This is a genomic window from Nesterenkonia sphaerica, from assembly GCF_005771565.1.
Taxonomy (GTDB): domain Bacteria; phylum Actinomycetota; class Actinomycetes; order Actinomycetales; family Micrococcaceae; genus Nesterenkonia; species Nesterenkonia sphaerica.
On record NZ_VAWA01000018.1, the window covers coordinates 1 to 18033 of the forward strand.

The 18033-nt window shown below is 59.0% G+C and carries 20 protein-coding genes; 13 read left to right on the top strand and 7 right to left on the bottom strand.

Going from position 1 to position 18033, the window contains the following annotated elements; translation table 11 throughout:
• Positions 1 to 49: 49 nt before the first annotated feature.
• The 3 genes from FEF27_RS11150 to FEF27_RS11160 form a co-directional block, all read right to left on the bottom strand.
• On the bottom strand, positions 50 to 1204 hold the full coding sequence (locus FEF27_RS11150) for a CaiB/BaiF CoA transferase family protein (RefSeq protein ID WP_138170959.1): 1155 nt from the start codon (positions 1202 to 1204) through the stop codon (positions 50 to 52).
• A 47-nt stretch (positions 1205 to 1251) separates the two neighbouring features.
• Positions 1252 to 2121, bottom strand: a complete 870-nt coding sequence (locus tag FEF27_RS11155) for an HpcH/HpaI aldolase/citrate lyase family protein (protein ID WP_138170961.1) — start codon at positions 2119 to 2121, stop codon at positions 1252 to 1254.
• A 99-nt stretch (positions 2122 to 2220) separates the two neighbouring features.
• A complete protein-coding gene (locus tag FEF27_RS11160; RefSeq protein WP_138170963.1) occupies positions 2221 to 2889 on the bottom strand; it encodes a GntR family transcriptional regulator in 669 nt (222 codons plus the stop codon).
• Between the two features lie 170 nt (positions 2890 to 3059).
• Between FEF27_RS11160 and FEF27_RS11165 the strand changes: the two genes are divergently transcribed.
• Positions 3060 to 4415, top strand: coding sequence for a 2-hydroxycarboxylate transporter family protein (locus tag FEF27_RS11165; protein ID WP_138170964.1), 1356 nt, complete (start codon positions 3060 to 3062; stop codon positions 4413 to 4415).
• Between the two features lie 81 nt (positions 4416 to 4496).
• On the opposite strand, the gene FEF27_RS11170 is transcribed toward FEF27_RS11165, so the two are convergent.
• Positions 4497 to 5483 (bottom strand): AEC family transporter, encoded by a 987-nt coding sequence (locus tag FEF27_RS11170; RefSeq protein ID WP_138170966.1) that lies wholly within the window; start codon positions 5481 to 5483, stop codon positions 4497 to 4499.
• 269 nt (positions 5484 to 5752) lie between these two features.
• Here FEF27_RS11170 and FEF27_RS11175 point away from each other — a divergent pair, with 269 nt between their 5' ends.
• From FEF27_RS11175 to FEF27_RS11190, 4 genes are all read left to right on the top strand, one after another.
• Positions 5753 to 6730 carry an aldo/keto reductase gene (locus FEF27_RS11175; protein WP_138170968.1) on the top strand — a complete coding sequence of 326 codons (978 nt, stop codon included), beginning with the start codon at positions 5753 to 5755 and terminating at the stop codon, positions 6728 to 6730.
• Positions 6731 to 6810: 80 nt separating this feature from the next.
• Positions 6811 to 8226, top strand: coding sequence for a dihydrolipoyl dehydrogenase family protein (locus FEF27_RS11180; protein ID WP_208009822.1), 1416 nt, complete (start codon positions 6811 to 6813; stop codon positions 8224 to 8226).
• A gap of 232 nt (positions 8227 to 8458) precedes the next feature.
• Positions 8459 to 9208, top strand: coding sequence for a hypothetical protein (locus FEF27_RS11185; RefSeq protein WP_138170971.1), 750 nt, complete (start codon positions 8459 to 8461; stop codon positions 9206 to 9208).
• A gap of 109 nt (positions 9209 to 9317) precedes the next feature.
• Positions 9318 to 9551, top strand: a complete 234-nt coding sequence (locus FEF27_RS11190) for a FitA-like ribbon-helix-helix domain-containing protein (protein WP_138170973.1) — start codon at positions 9318 to 9320, stop codon at positions 9549 to 9551.
• Between the two features lie 105 nt (positions 9552 to 9656).
• Here the strand turns inward: FEF27_RS11190 and FEF27_RS13875 are convergent, their stop codons facing one another.
• On the bottom strand, positions 9657 to 10190 hold the full coding sequence (locus tag FEF27_RS13875) for an NUDIX domain-containing protein (protein WP_138170975.1): 534 nt from the start codon (positions 10188 to 10190) through the stop codon (positions 9657 to 9659).
• Positions 10191 to 10368: 178 nt separating this feature from the next.
• Between FEF27_RS13875 and FEF27_RS13880 the strand changes: the two genes are divergently transcribed.
• The 4 genes from FEF27_RS13880 to FEF27_RS11220 are packed head-to-tail and all read left to right on the top strand — an operon-like array spanning position 10369 to position 13849.
• Positions 10369 to 10686, top strand: a complete 318-nt coding sequence (locus FEF27_RS13880; RefSeq protein WP_424991683.1) for an FmdB family zinc ribbon protein — start codon at positions 10369 to 10371, stop codon at positions 10684 to 10686.
• Between the two features lie 3 nt (positions 10687 to 10689).
• Positions 10690 to 11328: an AmiS/UreI family transporter gene (locus FEF27_RS11210; RefSeq protein ID WP_138170978.1), complete on the top strand. Its 639-nt coding sequence runs from the start codon at positions 10690 to 10692 to the stop codon at positions 11326 to 11328.
• Between the two features lie 15 nt (positions 11329 to 11343).
• Entirely contained in the window at positions 11344 to 12591 is a 1248-nt protein-coding gene (gene fmdA / locus FEF27_RS11215; RefSeq protein WP_138170980.1) for a formamidase, read from the top strand.
• Positions 12592 to 12637: 46 nt separating this feature from the next.
• Positions 12638 to 13849 carry an MFS transporter gene (locus FEF27_RS11220; RefSeq protein ID WP_243729213.1) on the top strand — a complete coding sequence of 404 codons (1212 nt, stop codon included), beginning with the start codon at positions 12638 to 12640 and terminating at the stop codon, positions 13847 to 13849.
• 114 nt (positions 13850 to 13963) lie between these two features.
• Here the strand turns inward: FEF27_RS11220 and FEF27_RS11225 are convergent, their stop codons facing one another.
• Positions 13964 to 15022 (bottom strand): substrate-binding domain-containing protein, encoded by a 1059-nt coding sequence (locus tag FEF27_RS11225; protein WP_341805721.1) that lies wholly within the window; start codon positions 15020 to 15022, stop codon positions 13964 to 13966.
• Between the two features lie 115 nt (positions 15023 to 15137).
• On the opposite strand from FEF27_RS11225, the gene FEF27_RS11230 reads away from it, so the two are divergent.
• The 4 genes from FEF27_RS11230 (at position 15138) to FEF27_RS13485 (ending at position 16633) form a co-directional block, all read left to right on the top strand.
• On the top strand, positions 15138 to 15581 hold the full coding sequence (locus FEF27_RS11230) for a MarR family winged helix-turn-helix transcriptional regulator (RefSeq protein ID WP_243729211.1): 444 nt from the start codon (positions 15138 to 15140) through the stop codon (positions 15579 to 15581).
• Positions 15582 to 15930: 349 nt separating this feature from the next.
• Positions 15931 to 16134: a cyclic nucleotide-binding domain-containing protein gene (locus FEF27_RS13475; protein WP_208009826.1), complete on the top strand. Its 204-nt coding sequence runs from the start codon at positions 15931 to 15933 to the stop codon at positions 16132 to 16134.
• Positions 16135 to 16188: 54 nt separating this feature from the next.
• Positions 16189 to 16416 carry a cyclic nucleotide-binding domain-containing protein gene (locus FEF27_RS13885; RefSeq protein WP_424991682.1) on the top strand — a complete coding sequence of 76 codons (228 nt, stop codon included), beginning with the start codon at positions 16189 to 16191 and terminating at the stop codon, positions 16414 to 16416.
• Positions 16388 to 16633 carry a Crp/Fnr family transcriptional regulator gene (locus FEF27_RS13485; protein ID WP_208009827.1) on the top strand — a complete coding sequence of 82 codons (246 nt, stop codon included), beginning with the start codon at positions 16388 to 16390 and terminating at the stop codon, positions 16631 to 16633. Before FEF27_RS13885 ends, FEF27_RS13485 begins: the two co-directional genes overlap by 29 nt.
• A gap of 312 nt (positions 16634 to 16945) precedes the next feature.
• On the opposite strand, the gene FEF27_RS11240 is transcribed toward FEF27_RS13485, so the two are convergent.
• Entirely contained in the window at positions 16946 to 17926 is a 981-nt protein-coding gene (locus FEF27_RS11240; RefSeq protein WP_138170988.1) for an NAD(P)H-quinone oxidoreductase, read from the bottom strand.
• Positions 17927 to 18033: the final 107 nt, after the last annotated feature.

Genomic DNA, 18033 nt, shown 5'->3' on the forward strand with positions numbered 1-18033 from the left:
CTGCCTCTACACCCTCAAACGCGAAGAGCCGGTTTAGCGCCCTTGACGACTACTTCTGCAGACGTTGCAAGTATTGCTCAAGCTCAGCGTCATTACTGACTTCAGCAACAATCTCGGCGGTATGTTCACCAAGAGACGGCGCTGGACGACGAAGCGTCCCGGGAGACCGTTTCAATCGCGGAACAACATCGTGCATCAAATCTTGGCCCTCACCCACCAGGACGCCGCGAGAAGTAAAGTAATCAGAATCCACTAATTCCTCAATCTTAGAGACCGGTCCCGCCGTGACACCCTGGCTGGTCAGATATTCCAGCACATGCTTTCTGGAGTATTGGATAAAGTACTGAGATATGTAGTCATCTAACTCCTCAACATTGGCAATACGAGCAGAGTTTGTAGCAAACCGCGGGTCATTGATCAGCTCCTCATGCCCGATGGCGGCGAATAAGCGTTCCGCCATAGCTTGAGTAGATCCAGAAAGGGCGACCCACTTTCCATCTGCACATTGGTAGACATTTCGCGGCGCCGTCGAGTTCAATCTGCTCCCCGACCTTTGCGGCGATTCGCCGGTGATACTAAAATCGGCCGCTTGAGGACCCATGATCGCGAATAGAGGCTCGAAGAGAGACAAGTCAATGACTTCACTCTTGCCCTCGACACGACCAAAAAGCGATGCTGCGACGGCGAAGGCACCAAAAGTCCCCGCCACCATGTCGGCGAATGCCCCCGGCGGCAATTGTGGGGGCCCATCCGGCTCCCCGGTCCGGTCTGCCATGCCGGATGCTGCTTCTATCAGTGTCCCAAATCCGGGCATCGACGCCCGCGAGCCAGTGAGCCCCCAACCAGAAATATGAACAATAATAATCGAGGGGTTTAACTGCTCGAGGACGTCATCAGAAAGGCCAAACTTGGCCATGTCGCCTGGCTTGAAGCTGTCTACTACGACGTCAGACGACTGAACTAGGCGCTTCATGATCTCCAGGTGATATTCGTCCTTCAGATTGACCTCGAGGCTGCGCTTATTCCGAGCGTAGGTCTTCCAATAGGTCTCGACGCCCTGCGTGTTCCAGTTTCTCAGGGTGTCTCCGGTACCGACGGCTTCGGCCTTGATAACGTCAGCACCGAAGTCTGCCAAGAGAAGACTCAACTGGTTGCCTGCCACCAGTCGAGACAGGTCAAGAACTCGAACTCCGTGTAAAAGCATATGCAAACTACTTCCTGATATTTGTAAGGCTCTTTATATTTATATAATTAATTATTTATCCCATGGAATCGCTCGTAAGCCTCGACGTGGCGCACAGCGCGGCGATAGACCGGGTAGTCGATGAAGCTTCCGTCGGAAAGTTTGATCGAAGCGTTCCCCTGACCCTCGGCATCCTCGAAAACGGATATTAATTCCCTCAAACGATGGAACTCTTCTTCAGTAACCAGGAATCCCTTTCTAGCGATCTCCACCTGGCTGGGATGAATGCACAGTTTGCCTTTCATCCCTAATTGAACGATTGGACCCATGCGGGCTGAGAGCCCCTCGCTGTCTTGCACATTCATGTGGGGAGTGTCGATGGGGCCGTTGAGGCCAGCGGCTCGAGACGCGATCACAAGCTGCTGCCTCACATAATCAAATTCTTCTCCTCCACCGGTCGGCTCAATCTGCCACTCGTGGGAGAGATCAGCTGCACCGAGGGCTAGCCGCCGAACGGCAGGGTACTCTGCAATCGCTAGGGCGTTGACAATGCCTCGACTGGATTCAATGAGAGCCACTACGGGGAGCCTGGCCATGACGCCGTCCACATGCTGCTCAAGTAGTTGGAGATCTTCTATTCCTTGAACTTCAGGAAGCACTACAAAATCGATATGGTCGGCAAGGTCAGCAAGAAACGCTCCGTCTTCAGGCAGGTGTTCGGTCGCGGCACTATTGACTCGCACCCCCACCAAGACGTCCCGAGGATTCAGGTTCGGCAACTCGCGACGCAGGCGGGCCCTAGCGGCATCCTTTTGGGAGGCTGCCAGGGCGTCTTCAAGATCAATGATGATCGCATCTGCTCCGCTCATACACGCTTTTTCAAAACGGTCGGGTCGGTCGGCGGGTACGAATAGCAGCGTGGCAGTCTCGTCAATCATGGATACTCCGTCCGGGGAAAGTGCTAAAGAAAACAGCTTGAAGTCGGTACTGATGGTCTACAAAGTGGTCTTTTCTTGAATATCGGAAAAGGTTGGTGGCTATGTATGCAGCTCCTCGGCAGGTGCCTGCGTTTGGCGAGCCCGGAGGACGTCGTCGCGTGCTCCGAGGATGTGCTGGCTCATGTGTTCCTGAGCTAGATCTTCATCACCCGAATTGATGGCCTCCAAGATCCGGGAGTGTTCTTCAATTGACGCTCGAATACCCTCAGGAAAGAGAAAGGCTCGGTAGGGGGGTATCCCTGTCCACAGCTGATTAGCAAGCGCGTACAGCCGGGTGCTTCCAGATGCTTCCCAAACAGCGCGATGAAAAATTTCATTGGCACGGACGAGCGCTCCAGTATCGGCCGTTCCCAGCAGCTTTTCACCTACGAGATACGCCTCGCGAAGGTCTGCAGAGCCCCGCGATTGAGCGGCTGCTCGCTTAGCAAGGGCTCCCTCAATCAGAGCGCGGGCCTCATAGTGATCATTGAGGTCGCCGCTAGTCACTTCCGCAATAACCACTCGCCGGTTGGGCTTGACCACGACGAAGCCGTCGCGCTCCAAATTTTGCAAAGCCTCACGGACAGGGATCCGTGAAACTTCGTACTGGCGCGCTAGGGCTTCTTGTCGTATTTCGGTGCCCGGAGCCAGATCGCCGTTCAGAATCTGCTTTCGCAATAACTCTGCCAATCGCTCACCAAGAGGGCGCTCACGGAGTGAGTCAGTCATCGTTATTCCTCCTCTACTGGATACAGTATCCCATATCCAGTACGCTACGAGTGTGGCACGTCACATTTGAACCCAGGTGAGTGCCAGCTCGAGCACACGATGTCGCTACTTCGGTGCCCTGAGTCCTCGAACACCTTGAACATCCAGGAACGTGAACGAAAGAGGACAGTATGATGTCTCAATCCAATGAGAAAGCCGGACTCTCCAGCGATGCCGACGTAGGCATCCGTGAGGACGAAGTCCCGTCAAGAATCATGGGGATGAAGATTCCGTGGTTCCTGGCGATGTTCGTGGTCGTCATCGCGGCATCACTCCTGGAGGCAATGCCCAATGAAATCATCTCTGGCTTCACAGTGGTGATGGTACTGGGCGGACTACTTTGGTGGGCTGGCGAGCGTGTGCCAGTGATCAAGAAGTACGGCCTACCCACGGTTCTCTGCATCCTAGTTCCATCCATATTTCTTTACCTTGGCTGGATGCCGCAGCAGATGGCTGAGGTGATCGACACCTTCACCAGCGAATCCGGGTTCATCAATTTCTACATTGCGGCATTGATCTCCGGAAGCATCCTGGGAATGCCGCGCCAAATTCTCCTAAGGGCCGGCGCCCGGTTTGCCGTCCCACTAGTGGGCATGGTCGCCATTGTATTTGTGACCATTGGTGGTCTTGCCTCACTACTTGGCTTTGGATTCCGTGACGGCATTCTTTACGTCGCGGGCCCCATCCTCGGCGGCGGTATCGGAGCTGGCGCGGTCCCGATGTCAGAAATGTATGCCCTCCAAATGGGCGGGGGCTCTGAGGATTACCTCACTCAGCTCATCCCTGCGATCGTCGTCGCCAATGTGCTGGCAATTATGATCGCCGGAATATACAACGGTGTGTCACAAAATGGCAAACAACTCTTCGTTGGCTTCAATGGCGAAGGCAACCTGGTCAAAGCGACTGGCGACCCCAGGGACTTCCAATTAGGAAAACGCAAGAACTTCGGCACTTTCCGTATGCTGTCTGTCGGGCTGGCGCTCTCAGGCACGCTATTCATTATGGGCACGATCATTGCAGTGTTTACACCTGGTATCCACTCATACGCCTGGACCATCTTGCTCGCAGCGATGATCAAGATATTCGGCTTACTCCCCCAGTCCTTTGAAGAAGCTGTTGTTGTTTGGTATGGCTTTGTCGCCCGGACCCTAACGGCTGCATTGCTGGTCGGGGTGGGTGTCGCGTACCTAGATATCGCCGAGCTGCTCGGACTATTCGGCGATGGCACGTACTTCGTACTGGTCGTCGCGACTGTCTTTCTTGCCGCCATCATGGCGGGGCTATTGGGTAGATTAGTGAAGTTCTACTTCCTGGAATCGTCCGTATCGATCGGTTTGGGTATGACCGATATGGGAGGTACAGGCGATGTCGCAGTACTCAGTGCCGCCAACAGGCTGGAGCTCATGCCATTCCTGCAGATATCGAGCAGGCTCGGCGGCGCCTTTGTGCTCCTAGTCCTGTCATTCCTCATTCCACTGCTTGCATAAGCGACCCAGCGGGTTCCCAGAATCCGCGTTCAGAGGAGTTCCCCGACACGCACTTAGGTCGGGGAACTCCTCTGAACGCAACTATTGGGCCGTGATTGCCACGAACAGAGTGATGGAGGGTATGGCCAAGAGCGTCGTCAGCAGCACTGTGTCTCTAGCGACGATCTCTCCTGTTCCGTAGCGAATCGCGGAAATAAACACGTTCTGCGCCGCGGGTAGGCCTCCCAGGACTACGGCCGTGAGGAGCTGGTGGCCTTGGAGACCGAAAATTAATGTAGCGCATAGGTAGGCCAACGTTGGGTGAAGAACAAGCTTGAAGACGCAGGCCGTCAAAACCTCGGCACGGCGACCGGAGGCGCGAGCCAATGGCTTCGTTCCCACCAGAGAGAGCCCGAAAGCAAGTAGCATCAGCGGCACGGCAGCTCCGCCGATGACCTCCACCGACTCCTGAAGGGGCCCTGGTAGTCGCCATTGCTGCCAGGAGAACAAGAGACCTAACAGAGCCCCCAACACCATGGGATTGCCAGCTGATTGACCGACACTTCGGAGAACTGCTGCCATTGCGCTCGGACTCGTCTGAGACTCATTCTGTGGGGAGGATCTGCCAGACGAACCGCGACTCCGTGTCAGCTGGTCCAGGGCGATCACATAAAGCGGTGTATAGAGTGCGAGTTGAAACACGATGACCGGCGCTGCTAGCGCCAAATCCCCCAAGACATAAGCCGCAATGGGGAGCCCAAGGTTCGTAGCATTTACCAAGGAGGCACTCATCCCTCCCAAAAGGCGCTCTGCCCCGGTCCGTTGCCTGAATAGTACGACGCTCAACACAGAAAAGAGCGCAAGGGTTGTCACAGCACTGATTGCCGCAATTGCCATCTGCGGGCCGACGACCTCGCGGAACTCGGCCTGGGAGATGGTGACAAACAGAAGGCACGGAGTAGCAATGAAAAACGCCACACGGCTAAGGCTTGTGCGAGCCTCGTAGGGGATGAGGTGGAAACGGCCGATCAAATATCCGGTCACAATGATCACCCAGATCACAGTGAACCCGGAGAGAACCGAAGCCATCGCACCCTCCCTGAATAACTACAGTTGCACGACATTCAATGACGACAGATCGCGCTCAAGAGCAGACCCATTGCAACAATGGCCACGCAACTTTTGAGGACAGCACGAGGCGCACGGGAAGCTCCGAACGCTGACCCGGACACTCGTGCGACGAAACTCTACGCCATCCCCGGCCCGCACCGATGATCGAGCCGACTCACAGCAGTATAGGGAGAACCGGGACGTTCATTGAGCCCTCGGGCGAATTCACTCAACCGGAGAGGAAGCGCATGCAGTTCAATTCCTTGCCAGGCTTTCAGCGTCCCGTATCGGCGCAAGTTCTCGGCACGCTCACTTTCGGTGACACTGTCGACCGCGATGCTGCGCGCCACATACTCAACATCGCGCGTGAAGCCGGGGTAAATATTATCGACACTGCCAATGGGTATGCGGACGGCGACGCAGAACGAATACTCGGAGACCTACATGCCGAACTCGACGACTGTCTGATCTGCACCAAGGCTGGCATGCCCCATCCGGATGCTGAGGGTTACCCCCCTCTTTCTCCGGAGGGGCTTCAAGCGTCCATAGATGGCAGCTTGCGAAGGTTGCGCCGCGAGAGTGTCGACCTTTTTTACTTACATAAACCAGACCGACAGACTCCTATTCTTGAAACCCTTCAGACCGTCAAGAATTTGATGAATCAGGGACAAATTCGAGCCTGGGGGGTGTCCAACTACTCAGCGTGGCAAATCGCGGACCTCGAGGCCACAGCTGACAAGCTTGGCATGCCTCGCGCCGCAGTCGCACAACAGCTGTACAACCCTTTGGCTCGACGGATAGAGGAGGAATTCGTCGAATTCGCTGCCACGCGGAACTACCACACCATGGCGTACAACCTGCTTGCCGGTGGGTTGCTCAGCGGCAAGTACGATTTCGCGCAGGGCCCGGGTCCCAGCGGTCGCTTCTCCTCCTCGAAAGTCGCATCGAGGTACAAGAATCGGTACTGGAAAAACCAACTATTCTCTGGCGTCTCTCAGTTAGACCGGCTCGCGGAGGAGTCTGGACTCACCTTGGTAGAACTTACGCTGAGGTGGATCATTTCGCAGCCTGTGACCAATTCCGTCCTACTAGGAGCCTCACGGGCACAGCAGCTCAGGGGCAACCTCACCGCGCTCTCAAAGGGGCCACTCCCCGATGACTTGATACAAGCATGCAACGACGCCACAGAGGACCTTCGCGGCCCCATGCCCTCATACAATCGATAAAGTTTTTCGCAAGTGCCAAGGTCCCGCGGTCGCGGGGCCAGGCGAGGGCGGCCTGTCACGACAATACAGGGAGCGCCACCGTGGAAGAACCGATCGATCTGCTGGTCATAGGCGGTGGCACCGCCGGCATTGTGGGGGCCAAGACGGCCGTGCGGCTGGGAGCCCGCACGATCCTGGTGGAGGAGAACCGCACAGGGGGTGACTGTCTGTGGACCGGTTGCGTGCCATCCAAGACGCTCCTCTCTGCGGCCGCGCAAGCCGCTGCAGACCGGGAGGCCTCCGGCGCAGAGCCGGACTTTGACAGCATCCGCCGCCGGATCCGCGAGGCAATCCGCACCATTGAGCCCGAAGACTCGCCGGAGACTTTGGAAGCGTTCGGGATCACCGTTCTGCAGGGAACCGCGCGGTTCACCACACCCGGTGAAGCGCTCGTGAACGGGAAGCTGATTCGCTTCCGCCAAGCGCTCATCGCCACCGGAAGTGCCCCCTCCATCCCTCCGGTCGAAGGACTGCAAGAGGTCCCCTTCGTCACCTCGGAGACCATCTGGGACCTGCCGAGCCTGCCGTCTCGACTGCTGGTGCTCGGCGGCGGGCCCATCGCCTGCGAGCTCGGACAGGCCTTCGCCCGGCTGGGTTCCCGAGTGACGCTGCTAGTCCGCTCAGGACTGCTCCCCCAAGAGGACGCGGAAGCGGCGGACCTTGTCCACGCCAGCCTGGAGCGCGATGGAGTGAATGTGCTCCTGCATGAGGAAGCTCAACACGTCTGCTCTACCCGCGGAACCACGGTGGTCACCACAACAGCAGGTCAGGAAATCGAGGCCGACATGATCCTCGTCGCCACCGGACGCACTGCCCACACCGCCACCCTGGGCTTAGACGCCCTAGGCGTCGATTGCGATGAGCGCGGGCAAGTGCTCATCGACGCCTCAATGCGCACCGCCAGCAGGTCCATCTGGGCTGCCGGGGATGTGACCCAGTATCCGAAGTTCACCCACCTCGCGGGCGTCTACGCGAGTACGGCGGCGTCGAACGCGGTGTTAGGTTTACGGCGATCAGTGGGCCAGGTGGTGCCGCGGGTGACCTTCACCTCCCCGGAAGTGGCCGCTGTGGGTAAGACGGCACCCGCAGGCCCAGGCCAGACCACCTCCACCGTGTACCTGAAGGACACGGACCGCGCGGTGACGGAGGGGGCGCAAGAAGGATTTGTCCGGCTCGTCATCGGCGCACGTGGACGTATCCTCGGCGGCACCATCGTAGGCCCGCGTGCCGGCGAGTCGCTGGGCGAACTGGCTGTGGCAGTCTCACAGAAAATGAGCACGCGCCAGCTGGCGCAGATCACCCACCCCTACCCCACCTACAGCGATGCGCTGTGGAATGCCGCCATCGCGCACGCCCGTTCCGGCCTGGATTCTCGCTTCGCCCGGACTGCCACCGGGGTCCTCTCCGGCCTGGTGCGCCACCGGGAAGAACGACGACGTCGCCGTCGGCTTCCCTGATCAGAGGACCGCTGGCCGCTCAGGGAAAGTTCAGGGAAAGTAATCGGCGTTAACTTTAACAGCGTGGGAGAACGTCGATAAAGCTAACAAGGGCTCCCCAGATACTGATGCGCTGAAGCGACTGACCGCTGCGCTGCTGGCTCTGGCTGGACAACTCGGGCTCGCAAGAAGACTGACCGAGTTGCCGATCGAAATTGGACGCTCTGCCCTGCGTCACCGCGAGGTCATGGTCATGATCCATATCGACGAGATCCAGAACATCAGCAATGAGGACGTGCTCTCGCAGCTGTTGACAGCACTAGGTGACGCGCTGACTCATGAAGAACTCGTCACTGCACCGGGCCAGGTGCAGTTCGAACAGGCTCTGCCGCTTGCGGTCTACGTCACCGGATTACCTGAATTCTCAGACATGGCAGGCGCACGCAAAGGAGCGACTTTTGCCCGTCGCTTCCAGACCACCACGTTGGCTCCCCTAGATGATGATGATCTTTTCACCGCGCTGCAACCATTTGTGACCAACGGGTGGGAGGTTACCGGTGGAGAAACAGGCGAGCAACGCATCTACATGGAACAGTCCGCGCAGCGAGCCATCGTCGAATTGGCCGGCGGAGAGCCGTTCCTGTTCCAGTTGCCCGGTGAACGCGCCTGGTACGCCGATACCAGCAACGTCATCACCGCTGAGCACGTCAAGACGGGCTGGCGTGATGCCCTCGCCGAGGCCGAGGGGCATGCCCAGCGCATCCTGGAGCGTCTACCGGAGCGTGAGCGTCAGTTCGTTGAAGCGATGGCAGAACTGGGCCCAGAGGATCGCAAGCTGACGACCCTCGCGCAACACATGGGCTACACGAAGGGCACCGAAGCCGGAGCCCTGGCTCAACGACTCGATCGACAACGCGGCATTATCAACCGAGGCACCCGCTATTCCTTCCACCACAGAGCCGTCGAGGCGTACCTGACGACAGACTGGCCCGATATCAGCTAGGGCTGGCTACGGCGGGGTCGGCGAGGAATTCCGCTGAACCTTCCGTTGAAGACAGCTCCTTCTCATCGGGATGAGATCATGACTGATCTCGCAGTAGGAGGTGGTCTCTGTGGCATCCATCGTCGTCCGGGGACTTGACGAGTCTGTCAAGAAGCAGCTCCCCGCCCAGGCGAGGGAGCACGGGCGCTCTATGGAAGCAGAAGTCCGCCACATCCTGACCCAAGCCGCAAGGCGGCCTCATGTGGGCCTGGCGCTGTTGCACGCGGCTCAGGAAGCCGGTGGGGTCGAAGAGCTCCCGATGCCCGAGCGCACGGATATCGCCCGATCGGCGGACTTCGATTGATTGTCCTGTACACGAACGTGATCTCGGAGATCTTCCGCCCACAGCCGGAGCCTGGCGTCGCCCCGCCGAGGTCCTCTCGGCACGTGAGCGGGCCGGTCTGCCGATTCACACCGCTGATGTCCAGATCGCGGCAATCTGCCGTGCACACGGGGCCACATGTGCCACGCGGAACACCAATGACTTCACCGCCACCGGCGTGCAACTTATTGATCCCTGGAGCGTTTGAACGCACTTTTCATTTTCACTTGGGCCTGTTGGTCCACTGACATTGGCTGCCGACATGAGGCGCCGGACTGCTGGGAGACCGGGTGGGGCACACTCAAGTTGGTCTAACTCGGTTACGGGGAGCCAACGAAGCTGGTCGTGATCTGAACTGTGCATTGTTTTAGCACCGCGAAGGTGGGCATGGAAGCAGGTCAGTTGGATCGCAGTTTCACCAACCCACGTGACGTCCGTGCCGATGGCGGTCGTGACAGTGACCACGACGTTGAGCTCTTCGGGAACTTCGCGCACGAGCGCGTGTTTCGGAGTCTCACCCGGCTCAACCTTGACACGTGATCTCGGACACCTTTCCCTTCCGAGAGGGAGCCTGGCGTAGCCACGCAGCTGGAAGGGTTCAGGGGAAAACGTCGCAATCATGACTCTGACCTTTGGCGAACTGCTCGGTTCGGTCTAGGTGCCCAGTATCCATGAGTCCTCGGCTCCGCACCGGGCAGCACGTTCCCGCAGAGGCTTAGCGCAAACTATTGACACCTGGCTCATTTCCAGATGAGATATACCCACATGAAAATACAAGGGAGTGGAAATGCCGACATACATGTATCGATGTTCAGAATGCGATGAGTTCGACGTTGTCCAGCCGATGTCTGCTAGTACCACTACGCACCAATGTCCCGCTTGCGGGAAGTCCGCGCGGCGAGTGTTTACCGCCCCTGCCTTGAGCACGACATCTGGAGCCGTGACGCGCGCGACAGACATCGCGGCGGCCAGTTCCGAAGCGCCCCAAGTCGTGCGATCAATTCCCAGTGGCACGACACCACCTCGGAACCCGCGTTGGAGTCCATTCACCGGGGCCAGCCCTGTGCCGGCGAAGCGACGCACCCCCGGCCCCTACCAGCCACTGCCGAAACTGTGACTCATGGCCGCGGTGGGTCTCCTCTATGTCGGGGCGGTGCTGTTCGTCAATGGTCTAATGCTCCTGGGGTATATCACACCCAGGGGTGCTGCACCGCTCAATCTCTTCGTCGGTTTTCTCCAGGTTCTCACTCCGACTTACCTGGTGATCTTCGCTGCCGGTGACATGTCACAGATCGTCCTGGCGGCCGGTCTCTATTTCTTCGGGTTCACTTACCTGTGGGTTGGCATCAATGCCATCACGGGATGGACAAACCACGGACTCGGGTGGTTCTCATTGGTGGTGACTTTGAGTGCTCTCGGATTCGCAAGCCATTCTTGGGTGGAACTCGACGATCACGTCTTCGCTGTGTTGTGGTCGATGTGGGCCGTCCTTTGGTTCACCTTCTTTATCCTCATGGCACTTGACCGGTCTCACCTCGCACCTGCCGTTGGGGTCCTCGCCATCGGCAACGCCCTTCTATCCACCGGTCTGCCGGGGTTCTTGATTCTTACCGGATGGTGGCCAGACTCCATGACCCTCGCAGTCACCATCGCTGTACTCGGATTACTTCTGTTGGCCCTGTGCCTGCCAGTAGGCCGGCTCTTTACTGCTCGTGAAACCTCACCGGATACCGGACCTGCGTCCACGCCGGTCACATAATGAAAGGAAAGTTCCATGCCAGAAGTTGTTTTTAGCATCGATCAGAGCAAATCCATGAGGGACCAGGCGGTGCCGGGTCATAACCGATGGCACCCCGATGTACCCCCAGCAGTAACGGTTAAACCCGGAACCGATGTGCGCATTGAGTGCAAGGAATGGACCGACGGGCAGATCGGCAACAACGACTCTGCCAACGACGTCCGCGATGTAGATCTTACCCACTGTCACATGCTGTCCGGCCCTATCGCGGTGGAGGGTGCCGAACCGGGTGATTTGCTGGTCGTGGACATTATCGACCTTGGACCGGTTCCTCAAGTCGTGGGTGAGAACTGTGGCGAAGGCTGGGGCTACTCCGGCATCTTCTCCAAGATCAATGGAGGCGGTTTCCTGACTGACTACTTCCCCGATGCCTATAAGGCAATCTGGGATTTTCAAGGCCAACAGTGTTCTTCGCGCCACGTCCCCGGGGTGAAGTACACAGGCATTACGCACCCCGGCCTCTTCGGCACTGCGCCCTCAGCGGAGTTGCTAGCGCGGTGGAACAGGCGCGAGCAAGCACTTATCGACACCGACCCGGATAGGGTCCCACCACTGGCCCTTCCTCCACTGCAACAGAGCACACTGGGAGGCACAGCGGATGGTGATCTACTCGAGAAGATCGCGCGGGAGGGGGCGCGCACCGTGCCGCCTCGCGAACACGGGGGCAACAATGACATCAAGAACTTCACACGCGGCAGCCGTGTCTTCTACCCCGTCTATGTAGACGGCGCACTCTTCTCAGGCGGGGATCTACACTTCTCCCAGGGCGATGGTGAGATCAACTTCTGCGGTGCCATCGAGATGGGAGGTTACATCGATTTCCATCTCGACCTGATTAAGGGTGGTATGGAAACATACGGTATCAACAACAACCCTGTTTTCATGCCCGGCCGGGTGGAGCCCACATACTCGGAATGGCTGACCTTCATTGGCATCTCTGTTGACCACCGAGACGACACCAACCTATACATGGACGCCACGCAGGCGTATCGAAACGCCTGCCTCAACGCCATCGAATACCTCAAGAAGTGGGGTTATACGGGCGAGCAGGCCTACCTGATTCTTGGAACATCCCCCATCGAAGGGCGAATAGGCTCAGTGGTGGATATACCAAACGCCGCGTGCTCGGTCTTCCTGCCCACGGAAATATTCGATGTGGACATACGCCCCGGTGGCAACGGGCCGGTCTACCAGGACCGAGGTCAGGTCGCCGTCACATCATGATCGAACGGTCTGTCTTCTTCCTTGCCCGGTCTGGACATATATGGTGATGTCCAGACCGGGGGCAGGGGTTCCACATTTCTCCGCTCGGTCCCTGCTTGCGGCTGTGTCAGTCAATGCCGCCGCGGGGACGTTGTTCGCCTGGAGTGTGTTTACCCCGGCGCTAAGCACGAAGTATGGGCGCCCGGTAGGCGAGCTCGGATGGGTCTTCTCCGGGGCTCTAATCGTTTTCTCTCTTGCCGTGCTGTCTTGTGGAGGCGTGGTGGATCGCTATGGCCCACGTCGAGCTACCGTGTTCGCCGGGATACTCTCAGCCAGCGGCTTGACCATAGCCGCACTGGTACAAGACATCGTCTTCCTCTTCCTTGGAATCGGCGTGCTGTTCGGATTTGGTAGTGGCCTCGCTTACGTCGGTGCCGTTGCTTGGGCCACCACATGCGGCGGACAGCGCAGACCGGGGGTGATCGGCTTAGTCGTGGCGGCTTACGCAGCTGGCCCGATTATTGCTGGACCTGTCGGTGCAGCGAGTACCGATCGTTGGGGGTGGAGTGCGACGATTGGCCTCGCTGCAGCCATTGTCGGGGCAACCCTATTCTTGGCCAGCCGGGGATTGCCGGGACCACGGCCATCACCGCAGCATGAAAGTGCACCTGCGGCGGTCCCACCAATCGGCGACACCATCGCGCTGATAGGGCTATGGTTGTGGTTATTCGCCTCAGTTTCTCCTGGGTTATTCGCCTTCGCTTACGCGGCCCAGATCGCGACCGAGCGAGGCATTTCCTCGGGAGCAGCTAGTCTCATCGTCGCACTCATGGCGGCGGCGAATTTTTCCGGTCGTCTACTGGCCGCGCCGCTGTCCACCCGCATCGGCCTCGTCGCTGCCCTATGGGGCAGTAGCGGGATGCTTTCTCTCGCGGTGATGGCATTGGTCTTGTTTCTTGCACCGACCGTGATCGCACTCGGCCTACCGGTACTCGCGCTGCAATACGGAATTGTCTCGTCACTTCTACCCCTAGCGACTCGCCGAGTATGTTCCTCTGTCCGCTTCGGTAGCGCTTTTGGTCGCGTGTTCTCGGCCTGGGGGTTGGCGGCGTTCGCCGGTCCCGCCCTCGGAACAACCTTAGGCGCAGGGAATGTTGGGTATACACGGGGATTCGAGACCTTGCTGGGGGTGACCCTACTCGCATTTCTATCTCTGGCGATCTATCAGCATCGTCTTCATAAAGGTCCCTTCGCCGAAAGAGAGGCTAGGTCTGAGTAGGAGCAGTCCATTGAAGAAAGACGCCAGATGGTCCGTTTGCTAATTCCTGCGGGTGGCTGGAACAGCACCCCTGGTGCGGCACGAGGAGGTGAGACTTCGCGCACGGGCCACGCGTCAGAGCTGTTCGATAACTTCAAAATCTAACCCGTGAACCTGTGCCAGGTGAACGGGGTGAACGGCTTGGTTTCCGTGGAACTCCACGGTCCCTCTCGGGCCCTCATATCCCAGCGTCCCGACGACTCTGTTCATGTCATGAGTATCTAAGGAGCTCGTCAATCGAGTGAGTTGGGCGAGGGTGTTCATCCCCTCATAACATGACTCGGCGACGTTATTCAGAGGTGGGGCGCTCCCCCCATGGAAGGAGGCATATTGACTTTGCAGGTCGAAGGATCCAGCAGTGACCAGCGTGCGGAAGAAACCTGCCGAAACGTAGAGGTTCTGTGTATTCTCGGCTCCACTAGCCAATAGCATGTTCTCTTCCATCAGAGGGCTATAACGCACCTTCTTTTCATGGAGTCCGCGCTCTGCGAAGAGTCGATTGAAGACAGCGGCCTCCTGCCCCACCAGCAACATCAACACCCCATCACATTTGGCAGTGGTTACCTTCTCAATCAGGCAGTCCATCCGGTCAGCGTCCATGGGCACGAACGCTTCTCCGATGAAGTTAATACCGAGCCCTGTACATGAGTTCCGCAAAACCTCCGAGGTCTGCCGCGGCCACACGTAGTCATGGCCGGCAATGAACCAACTTCTCTTTCCGAGGTGTTCAGCCATCCATGTCAGAGCAGGGAGGATCTGAAAGTGCGGCACTTCACCGCTGCAGTAAACGCCTGGTCGGTGCTCTCCGCCTTCGTACAGCGAGGTGTACACATAGGGTATGCGCCCGGCGATGGCGGGAACGAGTGCGTTTCGCACTGAGGAAATGTGCCACCCTGTCACCGCATCGATGCGATCGTGGGCAATCAAGAGCGAAATCTCCGTCGCAACTTCTTGGGCGGACCGGCTGGCGTCGACCAGCTGAATTTCCACTTTGCGTCCAAGTACCCCACTGGCACGGTTTAGCTCGGCTGCGGCCAGTTCTGCTACTGCTTGACAGGATGGCCCGAAGATCCCGGCACTACCTCCTAGGGGTATCACCATCCCGACACGCCAGCTCGATGACCTATGCGGCATGCCGTTCCTTTCATGAGACCTTCGTCACTTACCATGACATGAAATAGTTCGGTATGTAAAGATTCTTGTGTAGCTGAGACGCAAGAGAGTGGAAGTGGCGGATATGACAGTCACAATGTCTAAGACGGGACTAGGTTCGGCCCTAGCTGCTGCGACTCGTCGAGTTCATGGTTCTATCCAGGAGGTAGTTGCAGCTCAAGGCCTAGCCGTCGACCAGTGGTCGGTGTTAGACAAGATCGCGGGCTCCGCAGGAGCCGCTTCAATGTCCGAAATCGCCGAAGCGACCGGCTTGACTGGTCCGAGTCTCACCCGGGCGGTCGACAAATTAGTGACTGCCGCGTTGGTCTTCCGAGAAATCGACGCCCGCGACCGGCGTAAAGTGTTAGTGGATTTGTCGAAGCGAGGTCACCTTGTCCATGCGGACCTCGCTCCGCGTGTGTATTCCACCGAACGCGAGCTGCTCACGGAGCCTGACTCCTCACTGGCGGAACTATTGCGCGTCCTGGAAGGAATGTCCTCCGCGCAGAGCCCGACCGAGGCTGTGGCCGGTTCTGAATAAGGAAGGCTCAACGAACTGAACCCAGTCCAGATCACCGCGTATCGTTCTGTGTGGTTTCACCGGGCTGCAGAATGCGCTTTTTGCGACACGGGTGCGGTCGCTGGCAACCACGTGGGCAGCACCGCACGCAACCGACTCCGTGGCCCTATCACCTCGGCAGTGCACCGGAATGTGTCCTAGATTGCAGACCGCCGATGACGGGCTTGCCTAGCCTCGGTAGAGTCGTCGATGCAAGGAGGTTTCGCACGTGCCAGTGCCTGCCACCCGCTCGCCCTGTGCCCGTGACCTCGTGCAAGCTGCCAAGTGCGGCGACCAGCCATGGTCCGTACGGCGACGGGAGAGCGAGACATTGACCGCCAGCGAGACCGAGTTCACCTGCCTCAGTGACGTGGATCTGTTTGCCGACCTGACGTCTCAGGAGATGGAATCGCTGCAACAGCGCGTCCCGGGACGGCGGTTCCAGCGCGGGGAACTGGTCTTTTCGCAGCAAGAGCCGGTCAACGCGCTGTTCGTGCTGCGCTCCGGCAGAGTGCGCATTTTCCGCCTCGTCTAGGACGGCAAGGCGTTCACCCTCACCATTCTGGAACCGGGTGCCATCTTCGGAGAGATGCTGCTGGTGGGGCAACGGATGTATGACAGCTACGCCGAAGCCCTCGAGGATTCGGTGATCTGCCAACTCAGTGTCAGCGACGTCGAACAGCACCTGCTGGCAAACCCGCGAATCGCGATTCGGATCTCGCGGCGCTCGGGCCGCTCGGCTGGAGGAGCGACTCACCGACCGTGCTCTGCGTCCGCTGGTGGCCCGCGTGGCGAAAACCCTGCTCACGCTCGATGAGCCAACTTCCACGAGAACGCGCAGCACCCGATGGGGGCAACGGTCCTCGATTCGCATCACCCACGAGCAGCTGGCAGGACTGCTCGGGGCCACCCGGGAGGCGAGCAGCAAAGTGCTCGCCGAGTTCTCGGCGCAAGGGCTGATCCGGCAAGGGCGTGGCCGGATCACCATCTTGGACCCGCAGGATCTGGAGACCATCGCGAGACGAACTAGTTGAAGAAGATTTTTCATACCGAAGCAGGACCACACGAAAGACATTGACGTGCCTGCTGCCCCTGACCTCCAAAACTGAGCGTCTGCCGTAGTAGCACGACGCCGTGGGGTCGGCGGTGGAGCCATCCGCTCTGCCGCCGGCCCCGCCGCGTCCTCGCCGAGACGAGCCCCCTACCGCGGTGGGTAGTGTCCCCGGCCGCCGCGACGCTGCTGGAACATACGAATGGCTGCGCGCGCGACGCGCATCACCAGGAGTCGGATAAGCATCTCCGCACTCTATCCCAGCCAGTCCCATTCCAAGCACCCGCGAACCTGCTCAGGGCGTCAGAAGCAGTTTCCCGATGACTTCACCTCTGCGCAGCATGCGGTGAGCCTCGGCGGCGTCCTTCATCGGTAACACCTGGTGCACCACAGGCCTGACCCGGCCATCGGCGATCATGGGCCACACGTTCTGCTCCACGGCGGTGACGATCTCCGCCTTCTCCTCCGCGGGACGTCCACGCAGGGTGGTGGCAGAGACATGGAGCCGGCGCTTGAGCATCCTCCCCAGGTCCAGCTCGGCGGCGTCCAGCCCACCTTGGGCACCGATGATGACCAGGTGGCCGTTGAACGCCAGTGACTTCAGATTCGGCTTCAGGTAAGGCGCCCCGATAATGTCGAGGACCGCGTCCACCCCGGCGCCGTCGGTCTCTTCCTTGATCCGTTCGGCAAAGTCCTCGTCGCGGTAATTGACCACGACGCTGGCACCCAGGTCTTGTGCGGCGTCGAGCTTTTTCTTACTGCCGGCAGTGGTGAACACCCGCGCCCCGAGGGCGTGGGCCCACTGGATGGCGTGGGTGCCGATACCGCTTCCACCTCCGTGGACCAGGAACGACTCCCCCGGCTTCAGCCCGGCGACCATCCCGATGTTGGAGTAGACGGCGCACGCCGCCTCAGGAAGCGCGGCGGCGCTGATCAGGTCCAGGTTCTCTGGCACGGACAGCAACTGCGTGGCGGGCACGACGACGCGTTCGGCGTAACCTCCACCGGTGAGGAGGGCGGCCACCTCCTGACCAACCTCCCACCCTGTGACGCCCTCGCCAAGCCCGATGATCCTGCCGGAGCATTCTAGTCCCAAGATGTCGGAGGCGCCGGGCGGGACGGGGTAGTTGCCCTTGCGCTGCAGCAGGTCGGCGTTGTTCACACCTGCCGCAGCGACCTCAATGAGCACCTCACCGGGAGCAGGCTCCACATCAGGCACCTCGCTCCAGGTCAGGACCTCTTCGTCTCCAGGGGCATCGAATGTGATGGCTCGCATGACCTCAGGCTACGTCAGCACGTCACGTCCTCCACAGTGTCCTTGGTCGCATATAGGCTCGTAGTGTGACGGGGACAATGTTGAGAACCGCCTCTGACGAGGTACAT

What these genes read in the sequence shown, in the direction of transcription:
- FEF27_RS11150 (WP_138170959.1), bottom strand. Translation starts at nt 1,204, where the DNA reads ATGCTTTTACACGGAGTTCGAGTTCTTGACCTGTCTCGACTGGTGGCA.
- FEF27_RS11155 (WP_138170961.1), bottom strand. Translation starts at nt 2,121, where the DNA reads ATGATTGACGAGACTGCCACGCTGCTATTCGTACCCGCCGACCGACCC.
- FEF27_RS11160 (WP_138170963.1), bottom strand. Translation starts at nt 2,889, where the DNA reads ATGACTGACTCACTCCGTGAGCGCCCTCTTGGTGAGCGATTGGCAGAG.
- FEF27_RS11165 (WP_138170964.1), top strand. Translation starts at nt 3,060, where the DNA reads ATGATGTCTCAATCCAATGAGAAAGCCGGACTCTCCAGCGATGCCGAC.
- FEF27_RS11170 (WP_138170966.1), bottom strand. Translation starts at nt 5,483, where the DNA reads ATGGCTTCGGTTCTCTCCGGGTTCACTGTGATCTGGGTGATCATTGTG.
- FEF27_RS11175 (WP_138170968.1), top strand. Translation starts at nt 5,753, where the DNA reads ATGCAGTTCAATTCCTTGCCAGGCTTTCAGCGTCCCGTATCGGCGCAA.
- FEF27_RS11185 (WP_138170971.1), top strand. Translation starts at nt 8,459, where the DNA reads ATGATCCATATCGACGAGATCCAGAACATCAGCAATGAGGACGTGCTC.
- FEF27_RS13875 (WP_138170975.1), bottom strand. Translation starts at nt 10,190, where the DNA reads ATGATTGCGACGTTTTCCCCTGAACCCTTCCAGCTGCGTGGCTACGCC.
- FEF27_RS13880 (WP_424991683.1), top strand. Translation starts at nt 10,369, where the DNA reads ATGTATCGATGTTCAGAATGCGATGAGTTCGACGTTGTCCAGCCGATG.
- FEF27_RS11210 (WP_138170978.1), top strand. Translation starts at nt 10,690, where the DNA reads ATGGCCGCGGTGGGTCTCCTCTATGTCGGGGCGGTGCTGTTCGTCAAT.
- fmdA (WP_138170980.1), top strand. Translation starts at nt 11,344, where the DNA reads ATGCCAGAAGTTGTTTTTAGCATCGATCAGAGCAAATCCATGAGGGAC.
- FEF27_RS11220 (WP_243729213.1), top strand. Translation starts at nt 12,638, where the DNA reads ATGTCCAGACCGGGGGCAGGGGTTCCACATTTCTCCGCTCGGTCCCTG.
- FEF27_RS11225 (WP_341805721.1), bottom strand. Translation starts at nt 15,022, where the DNA reads ATGCCGCATAGGTCATCGAGCTGGCGTGTCGGGATGGTGATACCCCTA.
- FEF27_RS11230 (WP_243729211.1), top strand. Translation starts at nt 15,138, where the DNA reads ATGTCTAAGACGGGACTAGGTTCGGCCCTAGCTGCTGCGACTCGTCGA.
- FEF27_RS13885 (WP_424991682.1), top strand. Translation starts at nt 16,189, where the DNA reads ATGCTGCTGGTGGGGCAACGGATGTATGACAGCTACGCCGAAGCCCTC.
- FEF27_RS11240 (WP_138170988.1), bottom strand. Translation starts at nt 17,926, where the DNA reads ATGCGAGCCATCACATTCGATGCCCCTGGAGACGAAGAGGTCCTGACC.